At 73.5% G+C, this 25044-nt stretch carries 23 protein-coding genes; 7 read left to right on the forward strand and 16 right to left on the reverse strand.

Annotated features, from left to right (window positions below; translation table 11 throughout):
- Nucleotides 1-26: 26 nt before the first annotated feature.
- Together ACFRIC_RS33780 and ACFRIC_RS33785 are read left to right on the forward strand one after the other, a co-directional pair.
- Nucleotides 27-1016: an ABC transporter ATP-binding protein gene (locus tag ACFRIC_RS33780; protein WP_382793899.1), complete on the forward strand. Its 990-nt coding sequence runs from the start codon at nt 27-29 to the stop codon at nt 1014-1016.
- Nucleotides 1003-2043: an ABC transporter permease gene (locus ACFRIC_RS33785; RefSeq protein WP_382793902.1), complete on the forward strand. Its 1041-nt coding sequence runs from the start codon at nt 1003-1005 to the stop codon at nt 2041-2043. The genes ACFRIC_RS33780 and ACFRIC_RS33785 overlap by 14 nt, the downstream gene beginning before the upstream one ends.
- A gap of 9 nt (nt 2044-2052) precedes the next feature.
- On the opposite strand, the gene ACFRIC_RS33790 is transcribed toward ACFRIC_RS33785, so the two are convergent.
- A complete protein-coding gene (locus ACFRIC_RS33790; protein ID WP_382793905.1) occupies nt 2053-2637 on the reverse strand; it encodes a flavodoxin family protein in 585 nt (194 codons plus the stop codon).
- A 362-nt stretch (nt 2638-2999) separates the two neighbouring features.
- Entirely contained in the window at nt 3000-5681 is a 2682-nt protein-coding gene (locus ACFRIC_RS33795) for a hypothetical protein (RefSeq protein WP_382793908.1), read from the reverse strand.
- 46 nt (nt 5682-5727) lie between these two features.
- On the opposite strand from ACFRIC_RS33795, the gene ACFRIC_RS33800 reads away from it, so the two are divergent.
- The gene (locus ACFRIC_RS33800; protein ID WP_382793911.1) at nt 5728-6285 is read left to right on the forward strand and encodes a hypothetical protein; all 558 of its coding nucleotides are present in this window, start codon (nt 5728-5730) and stop codon (nt 6283-6285) included.
- Between the two features lie 32 nt (nt 6286-6317).
- Here the strand turns inward: ACFRIC_RS33800 and ACFRIC_RS33805 are convergent, their stop codons facing one another.
- The 11 genes from ACFRIC_RS33805 to ACFRIC_RS33855 all read right to left on the reverse strand — a co-directional run bounded on the left by ACFRIC_RS33805 (nt 6318) and on the right by ACFRIC_RS33855 (nt 17057).
- Nucleotides 6318-7544 carry a zeta toxin family protein gene (locus ACFRIC_RS33805; protein ID WP_382793914.1) on the reverse strand — a complete coding sequence of 409 codons (1227 nt, stop codon included), beginning with the start codon at nt 7542-7544 and terminating at the stop codon, nt 6318-6320.
- A complete protein-coding gene (locus ACFRIC_RS33810; RefSeq protein WP_382793917.1) occupies nt 7541-7852 on the reverse strand; it encodes a hypothetical protein in 312 nt (103 codons plus the stop codon). Before ACFRIC_RS33810 ends, ACFRIC_RS33805 begins: the two co-directional genes overlap by 4 nt.
- 18 nt (nt 7853-7870) lie before the next feature.
- Nucleotides 7871-8323 carry a DUF4913 domain-containing protein gene (locus ACFRIC_RS33815; RefSeq protein WP_382793920.1) on the reverse strand — a complete coding sequence of 151 codons (453 nt, stop codon included), beginning with the start codon at nt 8321-8323 and terminating at the stop codon, nt 7871-7873.
- A gap of 112 nt (nt 8324-8435) precedes the next feature.
- Nucleotides 8436-10193 (reverse strand): type IV secretory system conjugative DNA transfer family protein, encoded by a 1758-nt coding sequence (locus tag ACFRIC_RS33820; protein WP_382793923.1) that lies wholly within the window; start codon nt 10191-10193, stop codon nt 8436-8438.
- A gap of 136 nt (nt 10194-10329) precedes the next feature.
- Nucleotides 10330-11844: an ATP/GTP-binding protein gene (locus tag ACFRIC_RS33825; RefSeq protein WP_382793926.1), complete on the reverse strand. Its 1515-nt coding sequence runs from the start codon at nt 11842-11844 to the stop codon at nt 10330-10332.
- On the reverse strand, nt 11841-13334 hold the full coding sequence (locus tag ACFRIC_RS33830; protein WP_382793929.1) for an SCO6880 family protein: 1494 nt from the start codon (nt 13332-13334) through the stop codon (nt 11841-11843). Before ACFRIC_RS33830 ends, ACFRIC_RS33825 begins: the two co-directional genes overlap by 4 nt.
- Nucleotides 13335-13488: 154 nt before the next feature.
- Nucleotides 13489-14631, reverse strand: a complete 1143-nt coding sequence (locus ACFRIC_RS33835; RefSeq protein ID WP_382793932.1) for a hypothetical protein — start codon at nt 14629-14631, stop codon at nt 13489-13491.
- Nucleotide 14632: 1 nt separating this feature from the next.
- Nucleotides 14633-15403, reverse strand: a complete 771-nt coding sequence (locus ACFRIC_RS33840) for a hypothetical protein (RefSeq protein ID WP_382793935.1) — start codon at nt 15401-15403, stop codon at nt 14633-14635.
- A gap of 39 nt (nt 15404-15442) precedes the next feature.
- The gene (locus tag ACFRIC_RS33845) at nt 15443-15742 is read right to left on the reverse strand and encodes a hypothetical protein (RefSeq protein WP_382793937.1); all 300 of its coding nucleotides are present in this window, start codon (nt 15740-15742) and stop codon (nt 15443-15445) included.
- Nucleotides 15743-16173: 431 nt separating this feature from the next.
- Entirely contained in the window at nt 16174-16431 is a 258-nt protein-coding gene (locus ACFRIC_RS33850; RefSeq protein WP_382793940.1) for a hypothetical protein, read from the reverse strand.
- Nucleotides 16428-17057 carry a hypothetical protein gene (locus ACFRIC_RS33855; protein ID WP_382793943.1) on the reverse strand — a complete coding sequence of 210 codons (630 nt, stop codon included), beginning with the start codon at nt 17055-17057 and terminating at the stop codon, nt 16428-16430. The genes ACFRIC_RS33850 and ACFRIC_RS33855 overlap by 4 nt, the downstream gene beginning before the upstream one ends.
- A 173-nt stretch (nt 17058-17230) precedes the next feature.
- Between ACFRIC_RS33855 and ACFRIC_RS33860 the strand changes: the two genes are divergently transcribed.
- Genes ACFRIC_RS33860 through ACFRIC_RS33870 form a run of 3 tightly spaced genes read left to right on the forward strand, consistent with a single transcriptional unit; the run spans nt 17231 to nt 21488 of the window.
- Nucleotides 17231-18265, forward strand: a complete 1035-nt coding sequence (locus tag ACFRIC_RS33860) for a peptidoglycan DD-metalloendopeptidase family protein (protein WP_382793946.1) — start codon at nt 17231-17233, stop codon at nt 18263-18265.
- 14 nt (nt 18266-18279) lie between these two features.
- Nucleotides 18280-19038, forward strand: coding sequence for a hypothetical protein (locus tag ACFRIC_RS33865; RefSeq protein ID WP_382793949.1), 759 nt, complete (start codon nt 18280-18282; stop codon nt 19036-19038).
- A gap of 8 nt (nt 19039-19046) precedes the next feature.
- Entirely contained in the window at nt 19047-21488 is a 2442-nt protein-coding gene (locus tag ACFRIC_RS33870) for a hypothetical protein (protein ID WP_382793952.1), read from the forward strand.
- Between the two features lie 135 nt (nt 21489-21623).
- Here the strand turns inward: ACFRIC_RS33870 and ACFRIC_RS33875 are convergent, their stop codons facing one another.
- The 3 genes from ACFRIC_RS33875 to ACFRIC_RS33885 form a co-directional block, all read right to left on the reverse strand.
- The gene (locus tag ACFRIC_RS33875; RefSeq protein WP_382793955.1) at nt 21624-22100 is read right to left on the reverse strand and encodes a VOC family protein; all 477 of its coding nucleotides are present in this window, start codon (nt 22098-22100) and stop codon (nt 21624-21626) included.
- A 220-nt stretch (nt 22101-22320) separates the two neighbouring features.
- Nucleotides 22321-23430: an EamA family transporter RarD gene (gene rarD, locus ACFRIC_RS33880; protein ID WP_382793959.1), complete on the reverse strand. Its 1110-nt coding sequence runs from the start codon at nt 23428-23430 to the stop codon at nt 22321-22323.
- A 208-nt stretch (nt 23431-23638) separates the two neighbouring features.
- Nucleotides 23639-24493, reverse strand: coding sequence for an SDR family oxidoreductase (locus ACFRIC_RS33885; RefSeq protein ID WP_382793962.1), 855 nt, complete (start codon nt 24491-24493; stop codon nt 23639-23641).
- Between the two features lie 129 nt (nt 24494-24622).
- On the opposite strand from ACFRIC_RS33885, the gene ACFRIC_RS33890 reads away from it, so the two are divergent.
- The gene (locus ACFRIC_RS33890; protein WP_382793965.1) at nt 24623-25039 is read left to right on the forward strand and encodes a winged helix-turn-helix transcriptional regulator; all 417 of its coding nucleotides are present in this window, start codon (nt 24623-24625) and stop codon (nt 25037-25039) included.
- Nucleotides 25040-25044: the final 5 nt, after the last annotated feature.

Raw genomic sequence — 25044 nt, forward strand, 5'->3', positions numbered from 1 at the left:
CCAGGCGAACCGAACCGAGGGAGCCCATGCAGGAGCTGTCCGCCGACGAGCCCGATCCGACGCGCGCCGTCGCCGCGTCCGCCGAGGACGCGGTGATCGCGACCCGCGCGTTGAGCAAGCGGTACCGCGGCGGACAGCTCGCCGTCGACGGCCTGGACCTGACCGTCCCGGCGGGCAGCGTCTTCGGCTTCCTCGGCCCGAACGGCTCGGGCAAGACCACCACCATCCGCATGCTGATGGGCCTGATCGAGCCGACCTCGGGCACGGCGAGCGTGCTGGGGCGGCCCATGCCCCGGTCCGCGCGCGCCGTGCTCCCGCACGTCGGGACCTTGATCGAGGGCCCCGCCCTGTACGGCTTCCTCTCCGGGCGGGACAACCTCCTCCGGTACGACGCCGCGGACCCGACCGCCGATCCCCGCACCCGGCGGACCCGTGTCGGAACCGCGCTGGACCGGGTCGGACTGACCGGCGCGGCGGGGAAGAAGGCGAGGGCCTACTCCCTGGGGATGAAACAGCGGCTCGGACTCGCGGCCGCGCTGCTCCAGCCCCGCCGGCTGCTCGTCCTGGACGAGCCGACCAACGGTCTCGACCCCCAGGGCATGCGCGAGATCCGGGCACTGGTCCGGGAGCTGGCCTCCGACGGCACGACCGTCTTCCTCTCCTCGCACCTCCTCGACGAGATCGAGCAGGTCTGCACCCACGCGGCCGTGATGGCCCAGGGACGGCTCATCGTCCAGGGCCCGGTGGCCGACCTCGCGGCCGGTGCCCGGGGCCGCCTGGTGGTGACCACACCGGACACCGGGGACGCGGCACGGATCCTCAAGGAGCGGGGCGTCACGGATCTCGTCGTGACCGAGACGGGGGTGAGCGCGGAACCACCCACCGGTGAACCGGCCGAGCTGAACGCGGCGTTGGTCATGGCGGGCGTCCGGGTCCGCGGCTTCGGAGTGGAACGGGCCTCGCTGGAGGACGCGTTCGTGGCGCTGACCGGGGAGGGTTTCGATGTCGCGGGCTGAGAGTCTGCCGAAGCGGGAAGGCGCGCCGGAGGCGCGCACGGAAGAAACCACTGCCCCCCAGGCGAAGCGCGGGGAGCGAGCGACACCGACGAAGCCGGGAGACGACACGACGCTGCCGACGGCCCGTACAGCGCCACGCGGGGGAGCGACAGCCGAACGGGAGACCACCCGCCACCCCAGCCCCCTGCGCCCCCTGTGGACACTCGGACTCTTCCGCGACGAACTCGTCACCACCTTCCGCCGCTGGCGCACGATCGCGCTGCTCGGCGTGCTCGCGGCGGTGCCGATCCTCATCGGCGTGGCCGTCAGGATCGAGACGAAGGGCGGCTCGGCCGCGGGCGGTGGTGGCGGCGAGGGCCCCGCCTTCATCGCGCAGATCACCAACAACGGATTGTTCCTGGTGTTCACCGGGCTCGCCGCGACCCTGCCGTTCTTCCTGCCGATGGCGATCGGTGTCATCGCGGGCGACGGGATCGCGGGCGAGGCCAACGCCGGAACCCTGCGCTATCTCCTGGTCGCGCCCGCGGGCCGTACGCGGCTGCTGCTCACGAAGTACGCGACGACGATGACGTTCTGCCTGGTGGCGACCCTGGTGGTGGCGGTCTCGGCGTTCGCGGTGGGTGCCCTGCTGTTCCCGCTGGGCGACCTGACCACGATCTCCGGGACCCGCATCGGATTCGCCGAGGGGCTCGGCAGAGCGCTGCTCATCGCGCTGGTCGTGGCGGCGTCACTGACGGGGGTGGCCGCGCTCGGCCTGTTCGTCTCCACCCTCACCAACAGCGGCATCGCGGCCATGGCGACGACGGTCGGCCTCCTGATCACCGTCCAGATCCTCGACCAGATCCCCCAGCTCCACGCACTCCAGCCGTACTTCTTCTCCCACTACTGGCTGTCCTTCGCCGACCTCATGCGCGACCCCGTGTACTGGGACGACCTCGTCCGCGACCTCGGCCTCCAGGGCCTGTACGTCGCCGTGTTCGGGTCGGCCGCGTGGGCGCGGTTCACGACGAAGGACATCACCGCCTGAGCGGGCGCGTCACCCCTCGTAGGGGAAGCGCGCGAACGGTGCCTCCTGGGCGAAGAAGGTCTTCGCGCGGGTCAGTGCCGCGGTGTCGTTCAGTACGTCGCCCGGTCGGCTGCCGTTGCCGAGCAGGACGCCGCCGAAGCGCATTCCCATGTACGCCGCCGTGTGGTTCAGCGTGCCGATCAGCGGGTCGGCGACCTCCGGCTCCTCGTGCGCGAGCGCGGTGACGCCCCAGAGGGTGCGGCCGGACAGGGTGGCCTTGAAGTCGACGCCGGGCGTACGGAGCCAGCCGGACCAGTGGTCCAGGTAGCGCTTGGTCAGGGCTGACACCGAGTACCAGTACAGGGGGGAGGCGATCACGATGTCCGTGGCGGCGAGGGTGGCGTCCAGCAGGGTGCCCTCCGTTCCGGCGGCGGGTGGGCGTACGTGGTCGCCGTCCCGGCGGAGGTCCGTGAAGTCGGGGAGGGGGTGCTCCGCGAGCGACAGCCAGTGTTGCTCCACGCCCGCGGGGAGTTGGTCGGCTGCCCTGCGGGCCAGGGTCTCGGTGTTGCCGTCGGCCCGGCTGCTGCCGAGCACGAACAGGAATCGGCGGTTCATGGGTCCCCCTGAGATGCGACGCCTCTATCACTTGCACGAACAATATATGCACACGCATCTACCTGTCCACAGGGATGGCCCCCCGTGAGACTGTCCCGCCCCAAGCTTGTCTCGCCCCCTCCGCCCCTACCCTCCCCCAAGGTCTCGGCTTCGCTCGACCAGGGGGACCCCCATCACCCCTGGGGCTCCGCCCCAGACCCCGCTCCTCAAACGCCGGAGGGGCTGAACCCCCCTGCGCCCGCAGACGGGATCCGGCGCGAGGGGCCGTGCCGGTACATCAATGGCCGTCGCCACCGACGGTCACTCCTCACCCGACGGCGACGGGCTGATGCACCGGCACGGCCCCGACCCACCCACCGGTGTCACCGGGCCGCCCGCGGCGGCTGCGGCGGCTGCGGCGGCCGCTGGACCCGAGGCACCTGCCCGGGCACGCCCGCGCCCGCGCCGGGAACGGCTCCGCCCGGGGAGGCGGACCGCCCGCCGCCGGACTGAAGCCGGGCCGCGTTCGCCACGGGGTTCACGGGTCCGCCGGAGGCCGTCGCGCCCGCCACCGCCGGCCGGCGCCAGCTCTCCGGAACCGAAGCGTGCCGCTCCACGGAACCCCGCGCCCGCGCCTCCGCCAGCCGAGCCGCCTGCTCGGCCACGGGAGCGAACCCCGGCGCCGCGTTGCCGCTCTGCGAAGGCACCTGCCGGACAGCCATGGCCCCCAGAGCGGCCTGGGTGTCACGGGGGAACACGTCCCGGGGCAGCAACTGCGAGGCCGCACCGGTCACCTCGACCCGGTGCTGCCCGCCCCCGGACTCGAAGGTGACGCCGTACCCGAGGTACTGCCGGTCCCGGTCGAACATCAGATCCCCCCGCACCCGCCCACCCCCCTCCCGCGTCCGCTCACCCAGCTCCCGAAGAGCCTCCGGCATCGGCGCCGTCCGCCCGAGACTCGCCACATACGCGTCCGCCTCCACCCGCCCCTCCCGGAACCGCGGCCTCCCGTCCGACCCGAGGTGCATCTGCACGGCACCGACCCGGTTGTCGGGGTGGATGTCGATGGTGAGCCGCCCGTCCCCGCCGTACTCGCGCACGAACCGCTCCCGCAGCGCGGTGAACTGCACCTGGTTCTCCAGCGCCGGCGGAAGGTTCGGCCCGTAGATGGTGACCCGCGCCTCGGGGTCGGCCTCCAGGATGATCTCGGCGTTGGCGACCCCGGTGCCGCCGGCGCCCGCGACGAGCCACGTCTTCGGGGCCCCCTCCGCCGCGGCGGCCCGCGCGTCGAACCTGCCCTCGGCGATCTCGTCCCCGATGAAGACGCGTCCGGGCGCGGCGGCCCGCGCCCGCTCCCACTGGGCGGTCGCGTCGAGTGTCTGGAGCGCGGCCCGCGCCCCGCCGCCCGACCGCAGCCCGTCCAGCACCCCTTCCTCCCGCAGCACCTGAAGCGCCCGCTCCGCGGTGACCTCCCCGGCCAGCCGGGCGTGCGCGGGCGAGCCGGCGGGCAGTCGTCCGCGTACGGCGTCGAGGGCCTCCGGCAGATTCACCGCGTCCCGGCGGTCGACGCCCGGCACCATCTCCGGCGGCAGCCCGGTGGCCACGGTCGGCGTGCCCTCGACCTTCACGTAGAGGTCGGGGGACCCGTCACCGGGCCGGATGTGCGCGTAGAGATGGCCGTCCTGGCCCGGGACCAGGGCCGCGGTGCCGTCGACGACGGGTCCGCGCATGGCGAGCTGGTCCTCCCACAGGCGTACGGCGTCACGCGGAACCCGCGCGGTCGGGTCGGCGAACTGGTGGGCGTCGCCCATCCCGTTGGCGCGCATGTCCCGCGTCTGGTCGGGGGACTGGACGATGCCCTGGCCGGGGTCCAGGTGCCAGCGGCCGCGGGCGTCGACGAGCAGGGCCCCGGGGTCGCGTCCGACGAGGCTGGCGCCACCGCCGACGACGACCTGGCGGGTGGGCCACTCACCGGTCGCGGCGATCTCCGCGCGGAGCTGCTCCAGGGTGGCGGCACCGGCCCGGGTGCGCTGGTCGGCCGCCTGGGCCGCCGCCGCGGCGAGCTCCTCGCGGGGGACGGGCGAGCCGTCGGGCCGGAACCCCGGCAGGGGAGGAGCCTCGACGGTGGCCCCGAGGGGCCGGGCGTGCTCGGCCCGGGACCGGAACTCCCGCAGTTCGCCGGCGTCGGCCGCGCTCAACCGCTCGACGGGAACGGCCAGTTCGCGCAGGGCGTCGGCCGCCATCGGGGTCAGATGCGGGTCGATGACATCGCGGCGGATGTCGGCGGCCCGCAGCTCCGGGGTGAAGCGGTCGGAGTCGGCGGGGGCCTGCGGCCGCAGCCCGACGTGGTCGATGAGGGCCGACAACTCGCCTCGGGACTCGGCGCGTTGGGAGGCGTCGAGGGTGACGTCGTTCATGCGGGCGGCCAGGTGGTTCAGTTCGCCGACCCGGCCGAGGTCCTCCTCGGTGAGGCTCAGCCGCCGGTCCGCGCCGCCGAGCCCGCCGCGGGCCAGCAGGTCCTGGCGGTTCGGGGCGACGCCCGCGACCTCGGGGTCACCGGCGGCGGCACGGGTCGCCCGGTCGCGCACCGCGATCAGTTCGCCGACCTCGTGACTCAGGGCCCGGCCCACCTGGCGCGGGTCCATCCGGTCGGAGAGCTGGACGACGTGCTGGTCGGAGGTGGTGTTGACGTGGGTCCGCGCGACGGTGCCGGAGGGGAGGGGTACGGCGTCCAGACGCAGGGTGAGGTCGCGGCCCCGGTCGTCGGTGAGCGCGAAGAAGCGGTCGCCGGCGGCGCCGGACCGCTGCTCGACGGAGGTCAGCCGCGGCGCGTACAGGCTCCGTACCACCATCGGCAGGGTGCTCTCCGCCTGTGCGACGAGGGCCGCCTGCCGTCCGGGGTCGGGCGCGGCGCCGGTGCCCGAGACGAAGCGGCTGCCCGCGACGTCGGTCGCGGTGATGACGACGGGCTCGGCGTTCTCCCGGCCGTTTTCCCGGGCGTCGCGCCGGGCGTCCGCCCGGTCGGAACGGCCGCCGTTCCCGCGGTCGAGCGGTTCCTGCTCCACTGGCACTTTCCCCCTTGAACGGCCTCGTGGCACGTAAGATCTCGGCATGCTGATCGCCCGTTCGACGCAGGAAGCACACCTCTACATGGACCTGCACGCGTGCGCGTGCGGGGCGGAGAGCTTCGAGCGCGAGCACCGTCTCGACGAGCGCGACGGTGTCCTGGTCGCGGTGTACGAGGGCGTCTGCCCCCAGTGCGGCCGCGCCCGTTCCTTCGCGTTCCGGCTCGCCGACGAACTCCCGCCCGCACCACCGGCGTTCGGCGGGTCGGAGCCCTCGCGGATCATCGATCCGGGGGAGTTCCTGTGGGTCAGCGACCAGGTCGCCACGGACACGGGGCTGAGGCTGCTGCACACCCCGTACGCCGAGGGGCATGCGCACCGCGAGGGTTCCGCGTTCGCGCTGGCGGCGGTCGAGGAAGTCCTCAAGTTCCTTCCGCGGGGCGTCGACAGCGTCCCCGAGGAGCTGTTCACCTCGGAGCGCGGCCGCGAGGTGTACGACAGGACCCCGCACCGCTTCGTGCGCGCCGCGCTCGAGGAGAACGTCGCCCGCAAGCGCCGCATCCTGGAGAGCATCGCCCCCGTGGGCCCGCACCAGAACACGTAAGCCCTGCACGGCGCTCCCGGCGCTCCCGGCGCTCACGGCGTCCGGGGTGCCGGACGCGGGACGGCCGCGGCGGCCGGAGAGCCGCCGCCCGGAACGGCCGTCGTCCGTCCGGCAGTAGGGGAGGCACTCCCGCCCCCGGACCGCAGACGTGCCGCCGATGCGACGCGGACCGTGGCATCCCCCTGCCGGAATCCGGCCGAGACGCCCGCCCCCGACACTGCACCCGCCGAGACACCGGCCCCCGACACGGCACTGGCCGCACCCCCCGGCCCCGGCACAGAACCAGCCGAAACCCCCGGCCCCGACACCGCCCCCTCCGAGGCGCCGAGCCCCGGCACCGGGGCCGCCCCCGCCCCCCGCCCGGCGGGGAACACCCCCCGATCCGAGGTGATCAGCGCGGTGGCCAGCCCTCCCTCGACCAGTTTCTCCGCGTTCTCCCGGCCGACGGAGAACCCGCGCCCCGAGGTGGCCCGCGCGTACAGGTCCTCGATCATGACCTCGGGGGCCATGCGCCCGCCGTACGGGTCGCGGCCCGCGTCGAACGCGGCGCGGCCGTCCTGCCAGCGGCCGGCGTTCTGGGCGAGGCACTGCTCGACGGGGACCTCGACCGACAGCAGGACGCGCCGGTCGTAGCCGTCGCGGCGCAGATCGCCGAGGAGCTTCTCGTTCCAGCGCTGGTCGCGCAGCGTGGCGTCGTAGAGGAGGTTGTAGCCCTCGGAGCGTGCCCACTGCTCGAAGACCTCCTGGAGGAAGGCCGACTCCCGGTGCGTGAGCGAGGCCGTCTCGGACGGCGCGACCGGTCGCCCGTCGGACAACACGCGGGCGGGGTACGGAAGATGGGGCGATCCACCGTGCTCGAAGATCGCCACCTTGAACTGGTCCGGATCCAGGACCACGTAGTCGCGTACGTCGATGCCGTGCACCCGCCTCAGCGCGTGCCCCAGCTCGTCGTCGCGCCCCTGCCACTCGCCGAGCCCGCGCAGCGCGCCGCCCTTCCCGGCGCCGGGAGCCCCGGCGGTGAGCAGAGCGGCATGGCCGTCGCGCGGCAGGCCGGTGCAGCGCGCGGCGAACTCCTCAAGGATCGCGGAGTGCATCCGCTCGCGGTCCGGCGTCCACAGGGCGCCGCGCCGGAAGCGGGCGAACGTGTCCCCGTCGCCCGGCGCGAGATCGCCGCCCGGTGACATCCGGTTCTGCAACTCCCGGTACAACGCGCGGTATTCGGGTCTGAGCCCCGCCTCCGGCCGCTCGCCCGCGGTCATGGCCGGTGCTCGGGGCCGTCGGCCGGGCCGTCGGACCGGCTGTCGATCCTGCGCTGGATCTCGGCCACGTCCTCGCGGGTCACCTGCCCGAGCAGCCGTGCCGCGGCGAGCACGGACAGGGTGTTGTCCTGATGGGTCGGCTCGGGATGTCCCTCGTCCTGCCCCTCCTCGTCCTCGAAGGGCCAGCCGGCGACGGTCGCGATCATCTGCTCGCGTTCCACGAAGCCGGCGGCGTAGAGCCCCAGATAGGCACGCAGGGAAGGGGCCGAGTCGGCCGCGGACGCGTCGGGTGCGGGGGTGTCGTTCATGGGCGGAGTATTCCTCGCTTACCAGAGACTGGTCTCGTACGGATCCGGGTCGGGCCGGTGGGCGGACGCGGCGGCGGCGTCCTCGTACGGCTCGACCGCGGGTGGCGTCTTCGGGCGGTGGCTTCCGCCCTTGCAACCCGCGAAGGGGCCGCTGGGGGAACGCAGTTCGGACAGTACGGCGCCGAGGTGGTCCCGGTGCCAGACGGCGGGGCCGGACGCCCCGGCCGCCGGGTCGGTGTGCTCCTGCCAGGCCAGCCACAGCCCGTGCAGCCGGGCGACGGCCTCCGGGTGTTCCCACCAGCGGGGGCACCAGGGCTGTTGCGAGGTGACCTCGCGGCCGTAGACGGGAAGGAGCAGGTCGCTCACCCAGACGGCCAGCCGGCTCATCTCCCCGGCGTACTCGAGGCCGTCGAGGAAGAGGATGAACGGCGGTGCACCGGCGGGCTGTTGCTCGGCCGCGTCGATCGTCATCGAGAAGGCTTCCTTTCAGCGACGGGCGGCACAGGGCGTCGGCCGCGTCGGGCCGCTTCGGCGGCGGACTTCACCCGGCCTCGGCTTCCCCGACCGGCCGTGGGCGCGGATGTCATCGGTACGTGATCCTCTCGGTCGCGCGGGCGGTGATGGCCTTCACCTCGGCCTGGGCCGCCGTCGCGATGCGGTCGGCGCCGGGTTCCGCGTACCAGGGGCGGAGCCGGACCAGGGCGGGGCGGATGCCGGTGGCCAGGAGCAGGGCGGTGCCCTTGGGCAGCGCGCGGATGCGGTCGGCGGGCAGGATGCGTTCCAGGCGGTACGACGTCGACCGGGACCGTCCGTCCCTGCTCCTGGACCAGCTCACCGTCGACACGTCGTGCTCGCCGACCAGCCGGGAGACCTTCTCCACGAAGTCGGCGTCGTCCAGTCCCGCGCCGAGCAGCTTGATGGTCGCGGCCGACCAGAGCGCGTCCATGCCCGCCTCGCCCCAGACCCGTGCGCCCTGCCGGTAACTCTGGAGCAGGGTCACGATGTTGATGCCCCGGGAGCCGAAGTGGGAGTACAGGTCGGGGAGATCGGAGATCCGGCAGACGTTGGCGGCCTCGTCCAGGACCGCCGTCATCGGCGGTTCGAGGCGTCCGCCCATCCGTTCGGCGGCGACGACTCCCGCGCGCAGGACGGCGTCGGCGGCCGCGGCGACGACACCGGCCGCCGAACCGCCGCCGTCCTTGGAGAGCAGGTAGAGCGTGTCGGCGGACAGCACATGGCGGTCGGGGAAGAACTGCGGCAGCGCGGGATCCGGGGTCACCCAGGCGGCGATCGCGGGGTCGAGCAGACAGGCCACGCACTGGCGGCTGGTCTCGTAGATGCCGTCCCGGGTCTCCACCGCGCCCTGCACGGTGCCCTGCAACTGGTCGGCGAGCGCGGTCATCCCGGCGTCGCGCAGCAGGTCGACGGGGGTGCGGTCGGCCGGGTCGGCCAGCCACGCGAGGACCTCGCCGATCGGCCGCCCGCCGCGCTGGGCCGCGTGGAAGAGGGCGGTGAGGGTGTTCTGGGCGGCCGAGATCCAGAAGTCGCGGCGGGACGCGTCGTCGTTGACGGCGCCGACGAAGTGCCCGGCCAGTCGGCGGGCGCCCTCGATCGTGGCCGCTTCGGCGAGCATGTCCCACCACAGGCCGCGCGGGGTGTGGGCGATGCCCTGGGGGTCGAACGTCCAGACCCGGCCCACCCGTTCGCGTTCCGCCCGCGTCACGCTGTACACGTCCGCCTTGTTGGACGTCAGCAGCACGCTGCCGCGGGCGCGCAGGACGCGCGGGACCGCGATGCCGGTGGACTTGCCCGCGCGGGGTGCCATCAGGTCGAGCTCGACGTCCTCGTAGCTGGAGCGCAGTTCCGGGCCGCGGGGTTCCAGGTTGCCCAGCAGGTTCCCGGTGTCGTCCGGGGTGACCTTGCCGAGCTTGGCCAGGGCCGGGCGGAGTTCGCGGGCGCGGCGGGCGGCGCCCTTGGGCAGGAGGGCGGCCAGCTCCTTGCGGCCGGCGAGGCCGGTGGGCGCGGTGAGCCGGCGTCGTCCGAGGGCGATCAGGACGGTGATCGCCGCCACGACCGTGCCGAGGACGGCGGCCATGCCGGCGGTGAGCGCGGTCGGGGAGGCCGTCGGCCACAGCGGTCCTGGGCCCTCCTTGACCAGGGTCGAGAGGGTGGACAGGGCGAAGGGGGGCGGGTGCCAGCCGGCGCCGGTCGCCGCCGCGCCCAGGGTGCCGCCCAGCCAGGCGCCGAAGAACGCGATGCCGATGAGGAACGCGGCTCCCGGCACGATCCAGGGGAGGAGGTCCTCCCCTGCCCCGGGTCCCGTCTTGCGTGTGCTGCTCAACTCTGCTCCCCCCGTTGGATGTTTCTCGCCCCCGCCGCCCCTGCCCGTCCCGTCCCGGGGTGGTGCCCCCGGACCCCCCGGCCGCGCTCCGCGCGGGTCCTCAAACGCCGGACGGGCTGGTATGTGCCCGTCGTCCTCAAACGCCGGACGGGCTGAAGCCCGTGCCGGGATTCTTGTGCAGGGACGGTTTGCCGGCCTCCGACCAGCGGGTGTTCGTGTTGTGCAGGGCCCGTTCGGTGTCGGTGATGGAGACCTTGATCGGGATGCCGGGACGGCCGCCCACCTTGATCAGGAAGCGTCCGCGGCCCGGCGGCTCCTCGTTGCCGCCGGTGCTCGCCCAGCCGGGCGGCGACGACCAGGACGACACGAGCTCGATCTCGCGCTCGGACATGCCGACGATCTCGCCCAGTTCCCGCATCTCCGACCGCGGCAGCCCGGCGCAGACGACCATGCCCGCCCGCTCCACGAACCCGCGGGCCTTCGCGCGGTCGGCCTCGCTGCCGAGGGCCTCGGCGTCCTTGAGCGTGTGGGTGATCTTCGCGTCGCCGAGGCCGAGCGAGCGGTTCAGCCGGGTCAGCGCGTCGATCCGCTCCACGATGCCGGAGGCCGCCCGCAGCGGCCGCCACAGCTCGTCCAGGACGGTGAAGAACCAGCGCTGCGGGGCGAGTCCGGCGTCTGCGAGGGCGTGCGCGGCGGCGACCGTGCCGAGGCCGTCCGACCAGGCCGCCAGCATCGCCGCGGCGGTGAGCTGGGTGTCCGCCTCGCCGATGCGGGAGATGTCCACGCAGACGGCGGGCGACGCCGGGTTGATCCGGGTGGACGTCTCGGTCGCGAAGGTGTCGCCGAGCGGGCCGTCGAGCACGCCGAGCAGCGAGCGGTGCAGCGGGTCCACGGCCTCCTGGTAGCGGGCCACGTTCCCGCGGTCCAGCGTCACCGCGCGGACCCGGTCGGGACCCTCGTCCAGCACCTTCAGCAGATCCGGCAGGAGCGGCGCCCGCCCCGGCTTCGTACGCTCGGCGAGATGGTGCAGACAGGCGGACAGCACCGACTGCTCGTGGTCGTCCATCGGACGTCCGCGCACGATGGTGATCAGCGCCGCGACCATGTTCAGCACCCGGCCGTGGGCCTCCGCGGCCAGGATCCGGCCGCGCTCGCCGCCGATGCGGGCCGCCGCCTCGCCCATCGCGCCCGGGTCGAGGACGTTGATGCCGCCGACCCCGCGCCCGATGGAGATGACCTGGCCGCCGAGCGCCCGTACGGTGTCGGCGTAGTCGGGCTTCAGGTCGCCGAGGACCAGGGGCGTGATGCCCGTCGCGGACATGCCGATGAGCATGCGGTTGACCAGGGTGGACTTGCCGAGGCCCGGCATGCCGAGCATGAAGAGCGACGGGTTGGAGATGTAACGGGCCCGGGTGAACCAGGAGATGGGGTCTCCGCACACCGTCGCCCCGGTGTGCAGATGCTGTCCGAGCGGGACCCCGGTCATCGGCGCGCCGGAGCCGGCCGCGAACGGCCACAGCCCGCACGCCTGCACGGTGGTCGCGCGCCACAGCGCGGGCGGGTCGACGTGCCCGACCTGGCCGCCCGCGGGGCCGTACCAGCCGCGCGGCGGTGCGGTGAACTGATTCCCCTGCGGCTGCCGGGCGTTCACAGTGCCTCCCTGATCTGGTACGGGACGAGGGTGTGCTCCCACGGGAGAAGGCCGACCGGCAGCGTGCAGGTGAAGGCCGCGGCCTGCATCCGGTCCGCCGGGCGCATCAGGATGCGCGAGGACGCCTGGAGGTTGCGCACCGTGATGCCCGCGTCCTGCAACTGCTCCTCGTCGTCCACGGTGACCGTCACCATCAGCGAGAACTCCACGAGTCCCGCGCCCGCCGCCTCCTCGGCCGCGGTCTGCTCGGCGGCCTGCATCTCCGAACTGGCCCGCGCCTGCACGAGACCGCGCTTCGAGCCCGCCATGAAGTGCGCGGTGCGCCGGTCGGACTCGACGATGCGGGCCGAGGTCGCCGGGTCGATGGGCCGGTAGATCAGGGAGACCCGCTTGCGCCGGGTGCCCGGAGCCGGTTCGAGGAGCCCGCGCAGCACGCTGGAACGGACCGTGCCGCGCGGCGCGAGCGTCAGCATCCAGGTGCGCGAGACACCCGAGTCGTGCTTGTACGAGGTGACGGTCTCCACGGCCGCGGCCGGGCCGGCGTCGCCCCACTCGACCCCCGTCGTGGCGTGCTCGGCGCGGGCGCTGAGCACATCGGGGGCGATGGCGGGGTCGTACGCCACCCGGACGATCTCGGCGAGCCGGTCGGCCGGCAGCGGGTAGGCGCTGCCGCCGCCCGCCGCGACCAGCCCGGACAGCAGTCCGGGCAGCCGCATCGACAGATCGGTGACGATGTCGTCCGTGCCGCGCTTGGGGCCGCCCGTCGGGCCGTAGGTCAGGGCGATGTACGTGTGCATCTCGGAGGACGCCGACGGATAGCGCTCGACGACCTCCTCCATCACGGCGCGCGCGGCGGCGGGCGCGTCGGGGGAGATCCGGGGGAGCACCTCGGCCGCGAGCCGGGTCCCGGTGTCCGGGGCGGTCTCCACGACCACCTGGGCGCCGCGCAGGCCGGGCTCGTGCGAGAGCCGTGCGAGCCAGTCGCCCCAGGAGGCTACCCAGATGTCGACCTGGGAAGGGTCGACGAGCGAGCCGCCGTCCGGTTCGCAGGCCAGCACCACCGTGTACAGGCCGCGGCCCGGGTGGTGCAGCACGCCGAAGGGACGGTTGTAGGCGTCGCGGCCCTCGTGCATGCGGGTGCGCGCGAGCAGTCCGGGCGGCTGGTAGCGGCCGCCGGGGCGCTTGGACAGCGGTCCGGAGAGGTAGGTGTGCGAGCCGGTCGACCTGCGCCGCGCCCAGCCGACGCGGATGGCGAGGACCTGGTAGACGTTGCGGCCGTCGACCGTGCGCAGCGCCAGCGGGGCGAGGAAGAGGCTCACCGGTACGAGGACGACGACCGCGGCGGCCAGCGAGACCAGCGAAGCCAGCAGCGCCACCAGCAGTCCGCCGAAGGCGACGACGGTGCCGAGCAGGCCCAGCGGACCGAGTCCGGGACGGCGGGGCCTGCGCCAGTTCCCGTACGTGGGACGCGTCATGGCGTCGGTGGACATGGGGTTCCTTCTTCCGGCTCGAAGCGCTGGATACGTGACGGGGGTGGAGTTCCGGGGCGGTGGCCGGCCCGGTGACGGCGGCTCGTGCGCCGCCCCGGAACTCGCTGAGCGCTGTGGCTCCTGAGGCTTCTGTCGCTCCTCGGCCGCGTGGCCGCTATTGGTTGTGGCCCTTCATCCCGTCGTTGTCGTTCAGGGAGTTGGCCACCTCGCTCGCCGCGGCGACACCGGTCTGCACGGCGACCGCAGCGGCCTGCACGGCGAGGGTCGCGCCGCCCGTGGCCGCGCCCGCGGCGGCCGCGCCGCCCGCCGCAGCGGCGCCTCCGGCCGCACCCGCGCCGCCCGCGCCACCGCTCGCCGGGGCTCCGGCGCCCGCGGACGGCGAGCCCTGCGGACCGGCCGCGCCGCCGCCACCGCCGGCACCGCCCGCGGCGATGCTGACGGCACCGGTGGCGACGTTGTTGACCGCGTTCAGGGTGACCGTGCCGCCGGAGGTGCCGCCCAGGGCCGCCGTCGCCGGGACGATCAGCTTGAGCAGGGCGGGCAGGGCGAACACCGCCATGATCAGCATGCCCAGGCCGGCGATGGTCTGGTCGAGGTTCTTGGTGTCCTTGGTCATCGACGTGGCCGAGTAGATGATGAGCGCGGCCGCCGGTTTGTACAGCAGCCAGGCGGCGAGCCAGCCGACGTGCTTCTTCCACCAGCCCTCTCCCCACCCGGTCATCGAGGAGACGGCGGCCAGCGGCAGGGTGCCGACCAGCATGATCAGGACGCCGATGCGGATGTACATCAGACAGATCTGCACGAAGCTCGACAGCATCACCAGCAGGCCGAAGATGAGGATGAGGCCCGGCTGGTCGAGGGTCAGTACACCGAGCATCGTCGACGCCTGGTCGCCGAGGTCGGACTTCGCGTACACGTCCTGCGCGTACAGGTCGGAGGCCCTGGTGAGCGCCTGGACCACCGGGACGGCGACCGCGCCGACGAGGATGACCTTCCACATCCCCATGAACGCCTGCTTCATGGGCTGGCCCTTGCGCTCCAGCGCCATGTGGATCGCCGCGATCAGCAGCGAGGCCACCGCCACGTAGCCGACGAGCCAGTCGACCTCGGCGTCGATCTTGGCGATGGGCCCGGAGGCGTCTCCCACGTCCACGTGCATCCACACGCCGTTGAGCGCCTTGAGCACGGCCGCGGTCGCGTCGCCGATCGCCTTGGCGAAGGCCACCACGGCACTGTCGGTGAGCTGCGTGCCGACCTCGTCGATCACACAGTCGTACACCCGCCAGGAACACGACATCTCACACCTCCCAGGTGACGAAGCCCTTGGTGCCGCTGATCTGCGACATGCCCGAATAGACGGTCCCGTCGGCGTCGGGCGCGAGTTTCCAGTCGCCGTCCAGCCAGCGCAGGGTCACCGAGGCGGTGCCGTAGGCGTTCTTGCCGGGGACCCGCACGACGAACATCACGGTCGACTTCTCCTTGTCGTACGACAGGACGGTGAAGCCGGCGTAGCCGCCCCCGTCGGGCGCTCCCGAGGTCGGCTTGTCGCCCGCCGCGGCACGGCTCGCGACGAGTGCGTCGCGGCCCGCGCCGGGGACGACCTGCCGGTCGACGACCTTCCGCCAGCCCGGGTAGCTCAGGTGGTCGGTGATGGAGTGGGCGGCCATGACGGAGCCCGTCGGCGTGTGGGCGAAGCAGGACCAGACCGGTCCGTCGAACGCGAGCGGGCCGGCCGTTCGCGAGACCGGGACCAGACCGGTCCCGTCGGCCTTCCACGTGAAGTCCTTGGGGGCCCGGGCGGGCTTGGCCTGGTCGCTGTCGTCGGTGCGGCAGCCGGCGGGGCGGGTGTCCGGCCGGCCGCCGCGGTCCCGGCCCGGATCGGCGGACGGGGTGGGCCCGTCACCGCCCGACGCGGTCGTCGGCGTCCCCTTGCCCCCGCCGATCATCGTGAAGACGGCGAGCACGAGCAGCACCAGCAGGAACCCGGCCGACAGGATCCAGCTTCGCTGCTGCCAGAACGGCTGTTCCCACTCTCCGCTGCCCCCTTGGGGCCGACCGGAGTTCAGCATGGTTGCGCTCCCTTCGCTCAGGCTCGGACGGAGCGTCGGTCAGGCGAAGACGAACGTGACGACGGGGCCCGCGGTGGCCACCAGGACACAGCCGCCGAGCACCATGCCGAGGCGGCCCATGTGCTCCGAGCCCTCGCCGCGGCGCATCGAGATCGCCATCATGGCGCCGGTGATGAGCACACCCGCGACGCCGGCCGCGGTGCCGGCCCAGGCGAGGATGCCGAGGACGGTGTCGACCTTGCCGGTCAGCGCACCCGGCGCGTCACGGTCGGGGTTGGGGATCTTGCCGTCCGCCAGGTAGATGTACTGGTGGGCCTGGGCTGCTATCGCCTTGAACATGGTTTCTCCCCGATATGGCCGGCGGCTCGCGCGCCCCGTCCGGGACGGATGCGGAACTCGCCGGGTCTGAGCGGCACTTGCTCGGTACGAGCGGTACGTGCTTGCCGAGAGCGGTACTTGGGGGCGATGAAGATCCGTGGGACGCCCCGTGTTCCCGGTGCACAGTGAGCTTGGCGACTCCTGTGGGCCGGGGCCAAGCGATGTAGGAGACCAGCACCTGTCGGTGACGTGTCCGTGACAGACGGGAAGAGACCGTCATGAAAGACGAGGTGGGAGGCGCGGGAAAGAGCTGAGGCACCATCAGATGTGATGGTGCCTCGAAGGATCGCCGCACCGCGCGGGCGGCGGACGATGTCCGGCGGGTGACGGATGACGGATGCGCAACCGGCATGCGCCAGTGGCTAGTTGATAGGTGAAGGGCGGCGGGTGGCTCAGAGCACGAAGCCGACGATGGGGCCCGCCGTGGCGCCGATCACGCAGGCACCCAGCACCATCAGGAACTGGCTCAAGTGCTCCTCGAACTCACCGGACTTGACGGCCAGGGCCATCCGGGAGCCCACCATCATCAGGCCCGCCACGCCGGCGGCGGTGACGAGCCAGGCGATGATGCCGAGGACGTAGTCGAGCTGGCCGGTGACCTTCGCGTCCACGGCCAGCGGCGTCGCGGCGAGCGTGTGCAGGGCGGTCACGGCGCGGTCCTTCCCGTCAGGCGGGCCAGGGAGGCGGCCTCGCGCGGCAGCGGCCCGGCGAGGTCGCCGGTGCGCCATGCCGACATCCACGGCACCCGGTAGACGTCGACGACCGAGTTGATCACCTTGATGCGCTGGGCGAGTTGGCGCGGCAGCCGGCCGGGCGCGTCCGCGACCAGGACGATGGCGTCGAGCTCGAGTCCCGGCGGCGCGTCGCCCCGGCGGAAGATGTCGAGGGTGTGCGACACGGCGTCCAGGCCGGCCGCGTGCGTACGCCCGACGAGCAGGACCGAGGCCGGCTCGCCCCGGTCGGGGCGGGGCCAGTCGCGGCCCGCGTCGTGGCCGCCGAAGACGGTGGCGAGCGTCGAGGAACCGGCTCCGCCGTGCGTGGCGATCCAGGAGAACCGCCGTGCCTGTACGACGGGTTGGTGCTCATCCTCGTACCCCCGCGACGACCCCTCCGGTTCCCCGACCGTCCCGCGTATCCATATCTCGGGCCCGGCCGGGCCGCGTGACCCGTTCCCGTGCGGCACCCTGCCTCCGCTTCCATGTTGCGGTGCTCCCGCGCTCCCGCGCACGGCCTGGCTCTCGTCCGCCCGCATCGCCACCCCCTCGATCCCCTGCATGGGTGCTCTCCCTCCTCGTCGGTGCACCGATCCTCCCGGCGTCCGGGCGGGTTGGGTAACGGGGCGTGAGTTCCTGGGACGAGCCTGTGACGCCGTGGTGACGCGGGAATCGGGTGGGAACCGAGAGACTCGACTGCATGTACACGACCGGAACATGAGGCTGAGGGGGGCCGATGTCCAACGGGGGCGGATCCACCACGACCTGGGTGGTCGGTGGCTGCCTGGCCGCCGTGATCCTGCCGGTGGTCATGATGGTCGCGGTGAGTGGGGCGTCGAGCGAGGAGGATCCGGGGTCGGGCGCGGGCGGGGGACTGAAGGACGGTGCCGTGCCCGCGAGTTACGTTCCGTGGGTGCTCAAGGCGGGCGCCATGTGCGACGTCATCAAGCCGGCGGTCATCGCGGCGCAGATCGAGGCCGAGTCGGGCTGGAACCCCAACGCCCGCTCTCCGGTGGGTGCCGAGGGGCTGTCGCAGTTCATGCCGGGGACCTGGCCGAACTGGGGCAAGGACGACGACGGCAACGGCCGGGCCTCGCCGTTCGATCCCGGTGACGCGATCATGGCGCAGGGCCGCTACGACTGCGCCCTCGCCAAGACGGTCGAGGGATACAAGAACCGTGGCGAGGCGAGCGGCGAGACCCTCGACCTCGCGCTCGCGGCGTACAACGCGGGACCGGGCGCGGTGCACCAGTACCACGGCATGCCCCCGTACACCGAGACCCGGAACTACGTCGCCCGCATCAAGTCCCTGATACCCAAGTACGAATCGGTGGACGACCCGCCGGGCACGATCCCCGCCGGGCAGCAGATGGCGATGCCGCTCTCCGGCAACCCGCGGGTGACCTCGCCCTTCGGCATGCGCATGCATCCGATCCTGCACGTCTACAAGCTGCACACCGGGATCGACTTCGGCGCCGCGGCCGGTACGCCGTTCAAGGCGGCCCGGGACGGCACGGTCACGTTCGCGGGCTGGTCCAACGGGTACGGCAACCGCGTGGTCATCTCGCACGGGACCATCGACGGCGCCCGCATCTCGACGACCTACAACCACATGCGGAGCCTCAGCGTGCACGTCGGCCAGCACGTGCAGGTCGGCCAGAAGGTCGGCGAGGTGGGCTCCACCGGCTACTCGACAGGACCGCACGCGCACTTCGAGGTCCAGCGGAACGGCACGTACGTGGATCCGGCACCCTGGCTGGGACTGAAGTGAGGAGGGAGGCGAGGATGAGGACGACACGGACGGGTACACCGGCCCGCACCGCGACGCGCGGGAACTTCACCGCGCTGACGGTCGTGTCCGTGGCCGGGATCCTGGCGTTGACGGGCTGTGGCCTGCGGGACCATCGTGAAGACGTGGGCGCGCCGGGTTCGTCGCCCTCCTCGGTGCCGTCCGTGGCACCGAAGGCTTCGCTCCCGCCGGGCAGGCCGCTGGGCACGGACGCACATGTGCCGAGCCCGTCGGGTGTCGACGGGACGGACGCGACGGAAGTATCGGAGGCGTGGGCGGAGGTGGCGTACGGCTATGACACGAAGTACGACTACGGTCCCCACGACGCCATACTGCGGTCCGCCCGCTGGTTCACCCCGGCCAAGGCCGCGGCCGAGCGGTCGTACCACCCGGCGAGCGGGGCGGGCGCCGAGTGGAACACCTGGGCCGGTCACCGGGCCTGGACCACGGTGAAGGTGACCCCGGACGACGACGCCGACGGGCCCGCCGACACGGCCGTCCTGGCCTACCGTGCCCTCTACGTGGAGGGCACGGCTCAGGGCCGCGACGGCTGGACCGGTACGGGGCCGCGCGCGAACGTCTACCTCAAGCTCACCCGGGCGAGTGGCGGCCGTCCCTGGCGCGTCGCCGAAGTGACGACCGTGGAAGCGGCCGATCCGCCTCCGCTGCCGTCGGTCTCGCCCTCGACGCCGATGTCGCCTTCCGGCTCGGCCTCGATGATGTCCTCCAACCCGTCCTCGAACACCCCTTCGTGAGGGAACCGATGTCTCGACTCAGCCGCGAACAGAAGCGGGAACTCAAGCGGCAGCGCTCGACGGCCGGTGCCGGGGGGCAGCCGGCCGCGGGGATGACGCCGATCGAGGTACACGTGCCGGCGTCCGCGGACGCCGGGGCGGCGCCGGGTGCTGCGGGCACCCCGGGCACCGCGGGGGTGGCGGGGATGCAGGGTTGTGCCACGGTCGGCGGGATGCCGGTCGTGGCCGCGCCCGGCGAGACGGTCCAGGGCGCGATCCTGAACTACCTCCACCGCCTCGCCCTGGCCACCGGCCACCCGGTGCTGGCCAGCATCCACGACGAACGCATCGGCTTCGTCGTACCGCTCCAGGTCCACGTCGACGGCTCCAGCCGCTACACGGCGGAGCCGGTCCGCGTGGCACCCCCGGCCCACCCCGAGGGGCGCCCGAGCCTCCCGACCCAGAGCCGCCCCTCGCAACCCCCGGCTCCGGCCCAGCACTCCCAGCCCCAGGCTCCTGAGCAGCGCTCCCAGCCCCAGGCTCCGGAGGGGCGTTTCCAGGGCCAGGCTCCGGAGGGGCGTTTCCAGGCCCCGGCCCAGGAGCGCCGCCCGCAGCCTCCGGCACCGCCGCGGCACCCGCAGTCTCCGGTCTCGGAGTACCGCCCGGAACCCCGGACTCCGGAGCAGCACCCGCAGTCCCAGCCGCCGGTCCAGGGGCAGCGCCCGCAGGCGCCGACCTCGGGACAGCGTCCGCAGCCGCCCATTCAGGAGCGCCCGGGACATCCGGTCGCCGATGTTCCGCGGGCGCCGGTCCAGGGAGCGTCGCAGCCTCCGGCTCCGCGGCGTCCGGAGGTTCCGGCTCCGCCGGTTCCGTCCGCCCCGGTGTCCACCGAGGCGCCGTCCGCTCCGCGCCGGGACAAGGCGACGTACGTTCTGCGTGCGGTGCCGGACCCGGAAGCGCGACCGATCCCGGGATCGGAGGGCGAGACCCCGTCGACCCCGGCGACGACGTCCGAGGCGGCACCCGCGCCCGCACCGGCGTACCCGCCCACGGCACCACCCGCGCCGCAGGCCCGCCCGGAGTTCGCCCCGGAGCCGCAGTCCGCGCCCGTGCGCAGGCCGGAACCGGCGGTGACGGCGGAGTTCGTACCCCAGCCCGCGCCCGAGTCCCAGACCCGCCCGGACTCGCAGCCCGCGCCGGTACCTCAATCCGCGCCTGCGCCCGCGCCGCAGGCTCGCCCGGACTCGCAGCCCGCACCGGCGTGGAAGCACGAGCCGGCGGTACGTCCGGAGTTCGCCCCGGAGTCGCGGCCCGCGCCCGTGCGCAGGCCGGAACCGGCGGTGACCGCCGAGTTCGTCGTGCCGCATCCGCATCCGCAGCCGCAGCCGCATCCGCAGCCGCAGCCGCAGTCACAGAGCCAGCCCGGGTCCGTGCCGCAGGCGCCCCCGGCGTCCGCGCCCGGCGTGCCGCAGGCCGCCCCTGCTCCCGCTCCCGCTCCTGCCCCCGCCCCTGCGGATTCGGGCACGGGCGCCGGGACCGGTCCGGCGAGCGGCGGTCCTGTCGCCCCCGCGGCCGGCCCCGCTCCGGTGCCCGCGGCCGAGGCCGCCGAGCCCGGTGCTCCCACGCCGTCCACCTTCGTCCTGCGGGCCGTACCGGAACCGAGGCCGTTGCCCGGGGCCGCGTCGACGCGGGTTCTGCGGGCGGTGCCGGAATCGGCGGCCGCCGATGTGCCCGCCCCGACGGGGGAGTTCGGCCCGGCCCCGGTGAGCGGTTCCGCGCCGGAGCCGGAGCGCGCCCCCGAACCCGAGGCGGTCGCCCCGGAACGGAAGCGGGCCTCCGCGGCGGAGGCCCTGTCGCTGCTGGGCCCGGACCCGGAACCGGACCCCAACCCCACTCCCGCCCGCGGCTTCGACGCCGTGGCCGAGGCGGTGCTCGCCCCAAGTCCTCAGGGGCCGGCCGCGGAACGGGACGCCGCGTCGGCGTTCCTCGCCGAGCCCGTCGCGCGGATCAACGAGGCCGTGAAGATGGGCCGTATCGAGGCCGCCGCGGGGATGGCGGAGCGTGCCGTCGCGGAGGCGGCGCAGTCGCTGGGCCAGGAACACCCCGAGGTGCTGAAGCTGCGCGAGCTGACCGCGTACATCGCCTACCTGGCCGGTGACGCGCTCAGGTCGTTCCATCTGTCGCTGGATCTCGCGAGGGTCCGCCGGCGCCACCGGGACGCGGGGGCCGCCTACGGCAACGTCCAGAGCGCGGCCGCCGCGTGGCGCGCCGTCCGGGATCCCCTCCAGGGCCTGCACCTCGGGCGGGACCTGATCGGACTGTGGACCGAGCTCGCGGCCGACGACGGTCCCGCCGCCGACGACCTCGAACAACTCGAATCGGCCCGCACCCGCATGGTCCGCCTCGCGGAACGCGCCCGTCTCGCAGCGGACAACCCGTACACCCGGACGCCCCGGGCACACGGCGAGTGAGGAGAGTGGCGGTCGGGCCCCCGTGCAAGGGTCCCGGCCGCCTGGTCGTCGGGGTGCCCGGCCGTCCGCCCGGCGGTCAGCCGCACGCTCGCCCGGGCCACTCGCCCGATCGCCCGGCCGGTCAGGCCACCCGCCTCAGTGGACGCAGAACTCGTTCCCCTCGGGGTCCGTCATCACGACCCACTCGCCCGCCGGTTCCTTCACCTCGCGCAGTACTCCGGCACCCAGTGACCTGAGACGCTCGACCTCGTCGGCGCGGCGCCCCTCGCCGGGGTGCAGGTCGAGGTGGAGCCGGTTCTTCTGCGTCTTGGGTTCGGGCACGCGCTGGAAGAGCAGGCGCCGCCCGAGGCCGGTGCCGCGTTCCTTGTCGTACGGGTCCTCGGGATGCCGTACGGCGATCAGGTCCCGGAAGGCCGGGCGGCCGTGGAAGTCGACGGTGGCGTCGGCCGGCAGGGCGCCGAGGCCCAGCAGCCCCTCGATGAAGGCGCTGTTGTCCTCGACCGTGTAGCCGAGCGCGGCGGACCAGAAGTCGGCCTGCGCGTGCGGATCGGCGGCGTCGATGACGAGTTTCCAGTGGACGGGTGCGGGTGCGGGCACGGGATTCGGCGTCATGACCCACTCATAGTGGCTGCCCGGCCACAGGGGCAAGGTCACTCGCCGGACCACCCTCGTGTCGTACGAGCCGGGCCGGCCCTCACCGCTCGTGAGAGCCGGGCCGGCCTTCCCGGCTCGTACAGGCCGGGCCGCCCTCACCGCTCGTACGAGCGGTGCCGGCCCTCACCGCGCACCGGGGCGAGCCCTCCGGCTCAGCCCCGGCGCGGCCGTCCGTTCCTCACGAGGTGCCGTGTGCACCCGTCCGGCCGGCGGAGCCGACGGTGCCGGCGGAGCCGACGGTGCCGGCGGCGATCCCCGCGGCCTCGGTCGCGGTACCCGCGGCGACGGCGGCGATCTCCGTGACCTCGGCGGCAGGCCCCTGGACCTCGGGAAGTCCCTGGACCTCGGAGAGTCCCTGGGGCTTCGCCGCGAGGGCCGATTCCCGCAGGACCCGCGCGCCCCGGCGCGCGTTCCGTAGCGCGTCGAACGTCAGGAGCGACAGCGCGAGCCACACCAGCGCGAACCCGGCCCACCGCTCGGCCGGCATGGCCTCGTGGAAGTAGAAGATGCCGAGCAGGAACTGGAACACGGGCGCCATGTACTGGAGCAGGCCCAGGGTGGACAGCGGCACGCGGATCGCGGCGGCGCCGAAGCAGATCAGCGGGATCGCGGTGACCACACCGGTCGCCGCGAGCAGCGCGCCGTGCCCCGGCCCCTGCGCGGCGAACGTCGCGTCGCCCCGCGAGCCCAGCCACACCAGATACGCCAGCGCGGGCAGGAACTGGATCGTGCTCTCGGCGGCGAGCGATTCGAGGCCGCCGAGGTTGACCTTCTTCTTCACCAGGCCGTACGTGGCGAAGGAGAAGGCGAGACAGAGGGAGATCCACGGCGGGCGGCCGTAGCCGATCGTCAGGACCAGGACGGCCGCGGCGCCGACACCCACGGCGGCCCACTGCACCGGCCGCAGCCGCTCCTTGAGGAGCAGCACGCCCATCGCGATGGTGACCAGGGGATTGATGAAGTAGCCGAGCGAGGCCTCGACGACGTGCCCGGAGTTGACCGCCCAGATGTAGACGCCCCAGTTGACGGTGATGACCGCCGCCGCCACCGTGATCAGCGCGAGCTTGCGCGGCTGCCGCACCAGTTCGCCCGCCCAGGCCCAGCGCCGCATCACCAGCAGCAGGACCCCGACCACCGCGAGGGACCACACCATCCGGTGGGCGAGGATCTCGATGGCTCCGGCGGGCTTCAGCAGCGGCCAGAACAGGGGGACGAGCCCCCACATCCCATATGCCGCGAAGCCGTTCAGCAGTCCTATGTGCTGCTCGCCTCTCGACTTCCCGGCCACCGGCGTCTCCTTCTCCCACGGTCTCGGACGTCTGCCGCGTCCCGCGGCCCGGAGCTCCCGTGCGGTCGGGGAACTTCCGTGCAGCATGAAAGAAGGTAGCGCCGCACACCCCTGCCTGTCATGCCCGTATCGCCATACGGTCATGACAGGCAGGGGTGCCCGTTCCGGGAACCCGGCACCGGGGAGGGCGCCGGGCGTCGCCCAGGTCTCAGCCCTTCAGTGCCGCCGCGACCGCCTCGGCGATCGGCGTGGTGGGACGGCCCGTGAGCCGGGACAGGTCGCCGGGGGTGCCGGCGAGCTCGCCCTTCTCGATGGAGGCGTCGACGCCCGCGAGGATCCCGGCGAAGGCCTCGGGCAGCCCGGCGCCGGTCAGGATGGAGGCGAAGGCCTCGGGGGAGACGGGGTTGTAGGCGATCTCCTTGCCGGTCTGGCGGCTCAGCTCGGCGGCGTACTCGGCGAAGCCCCACGCCTCGTCGCCGCTCAGCTCGTACGTCTTGTTCTCGTGCCCCTCGCCGGTCAGGACCGCGACCGCGGCGGCGGCGTAGTCGGCGCGCGCGGCGGAGGCGACCCGGCCCTCGCCCGCGGCCTGGACGACGGCGTCGTGTGCGAGCACCGGGGCGAGGTTCTCGGTGTAGTTCTCGTGGTACCAGCCGTTGCGCAGCAGCGTGTAGGGCACTCCGGAGGCGAGCAGGACCTCCTCGGTGGCGCGGTGGTCGTCGACGAGCGCGGCCGTCAGGCTCCCGGGGGCGCTGGTGTAGGCGAGCAGCGCGACCCCGGCGGCCCCGGCCGCGTCGATGACGACGCGGTGCTGTCCCACGCGGCCCTTGTCGAACTCGTTGCCCGAGATCAGCAGGACCTTGTCACCGGCCGCGAAGAGGCCGTCGAAGGTCTCGGGGGTGTTGTAGTCGGCGACCGCGAGCCGTACGCCGCGGGCCGCGAGGTCGGCGGCCCGGGACTCGTCCCGCACGACGGCGGTGATCTCCTCGGCGGGGACCTTCTCCAGCAACTGCTCGACCACGTGACGGCCGAGGTGTCCGGTGGCTCCGGTGACGACGATGCTCATGGCGTACATCTCCTTGTGGGGTGCGGATGTCACTCACCCTAGGAGCTGCACTAACTGTTGGAAAGTACCCACCTTGAAGTAAGGTGCCCACCTCGACGTAAGGTACCCACTTTCGAGTAAGGTTTCGGCATGGCCGTAAGCAGCGTGAAGGCAACGGACGGGTACGACGCCGACGAGGCGATGTGCCCCTACCGCCTGGTCCTGGAGCACGTCACCAGCCGCTGGGGCGTCCTCGTCCTGATCGAGCTCCTGGAGCGTTCGTACCGCTTCAGCGAGCTGCGCCGCGCGATCGGCAGGGTCGGGAAGGGCGTCAGCGAGAAGATGCTCACCCAGACCCTCCAGACCCTGGAGCGCGACGGGCTCGTCCACCGCGACGCCAAGCCGGTCATCCCGCCGCGCGTCGACTACTCCCTGACCGACCTGGGCCGCGAGGCCGCCGAGCAGGTGCGGTCGCTGGCGCTGTGGACCAGCGAGCGCATGGCCGACGTCGAGCGGGCCCGCGGCGCGTACGACGAAGCCCGGGGACGCGCGCCCCGGGCCTCGTAGAACCG

This window comes from Streptomyces sp. NPDC056738 (assembly GCF_042790435.1).
Classification (GTDB): domain Bacteria; phylum Actinomycetota; class Actinomycetes; order Streptomycetales; family Streptomycetaceae; genus Streptomyces.

Bases quoted from the DNA above. Each gene is read 5' to 3' on its own strand.
- ACFRIC_RS33875 (WP_382793955.1), bottom strand. From the start codon at position 22,100: ATGACGCCGAATCCCGTGCCCGCACCCGCACCCGTCCACTGGAAACTC.
- ACFRIC_RS33805 (WP_382793914.1), bottom strand. From the start codon at position 7,544: ATGACCGCGGGCGAGCGGCCGGAGGCGGGGCTCAGACCCGAATACCGC.
- ACFRIC_RS33830 (WP_382793929.1), bottom strand. From the start codon at position 13,334: ATGTCCACCGACGCCATGACGCGTCCCACGTACGGGAACTGGCGCAGG.
- ACFRIC_RS33840 (WP_382793935.1), bottom strand. From the start codon at position 15,403: ATGCTGAACTCCGGTCGGCCCCAAGGGGGCAGCGGAGAGTGGGAACAG.
- ACFRIC_RS33855 (WP_382793943.1), bottom strand. From the start codon at position 17,057: ATGCAGGGGATCGAGGGGGTGGCGATGCGGGCGGACGAGAGCCAGGCC.
- ACFRIC_RS33815 (WP_382793920.1), bottom strand. From the start codon at position 8,323: ATGACGATCGACGCGGCCGAGCAACAGCCCGCCGGTGCACCGCCGTTC.
- ACFRIC_RS33790 (WP_382793905.1), bottom strand. From the start codon at position 2,637: ATGAACCGCCGATTCCTGTTCGTGCTCGGCAGCAGCCGGGCCGACGGC.
- ACFRIC_RS33785 (WP_382793902.1), top strand. From the start codon at position 1,003: ATGTCGCGGGCTGAGAGTCTGCCGAAGCGGGAAGGCGCGCCGGAGGCG.
- ACFRIC_RS33810 (WP_382793917.1), bottom strand. From the start codon at position 7,852: ATGAACGACACCCCCGCACCCGACGCGTCCGCGGCCGACTCGGCCCCT.
- ACFRIC_RS33800 (WP_382793911.1), top strand. From the start codon at position 5,728: ATGCTGATCGCCCGTTCGACGCAGGAAGCACACCTCTACATGGACCTG.
- ACFRIC_RS33835 (WP_382793932.1), bottom strand. From the start codon at position 14,631: ATGTCGTGTTCCTGGCGGGTGTACGACTGTGTGATCGACGAGGTCGGC.
- ACFRIC_RS33865 (WP_382793949.1), top strand. From the start codon at position 18,280: ATGAGGACGACACGGACGGGTACACCGGCCCGCACCGCGACGCGCGGG.
- ACFRIC_RS33870 (WP_382793952.1), top strand. From the start codon at position 19,047: ATGTCTCGACTCAGCCGCGAACAGAAGCGGGAACTCAAGCGGCAGCGC.
- ACFRIC_RS33780 (WP_382793899.1), top strand. From the start codon at position 27: ATGCAGGAGCTGTCCGCCGACGAGCCCGATCCGACGCGCGCCGTCGCC.
- ACFRIC_RS33860 (WP_382793946.1), top strand. From the start codon at position 17,231: ATGTCCAACGGGGGCGGATCCACCACGACCTGGGTGGTCGGTGGCTGC.
- ACFRIC_RS33845 (WP_382793937.1), bottom strand. From the start codon at position 15,742: ATGTTCAAGGCGATAGCAGCCCAGGCCCACCAGTACATCTACCTGGCG.
- ACFRIC_RS33890 (WP_382793965.1), top strand. From the start codon at position 24,623: ATGGCCGTAAGCAGCGTGAAGGCAACGGACGGGTACGACGCCGACGAG.
- ACFRIC_RS33885 (WP_382793962.1), bottom strand. From the start codon at position 24,493: ATGAGCATCGTCGTCACCGGAGCCACCGGACACCTCGGCCGTCACGTG.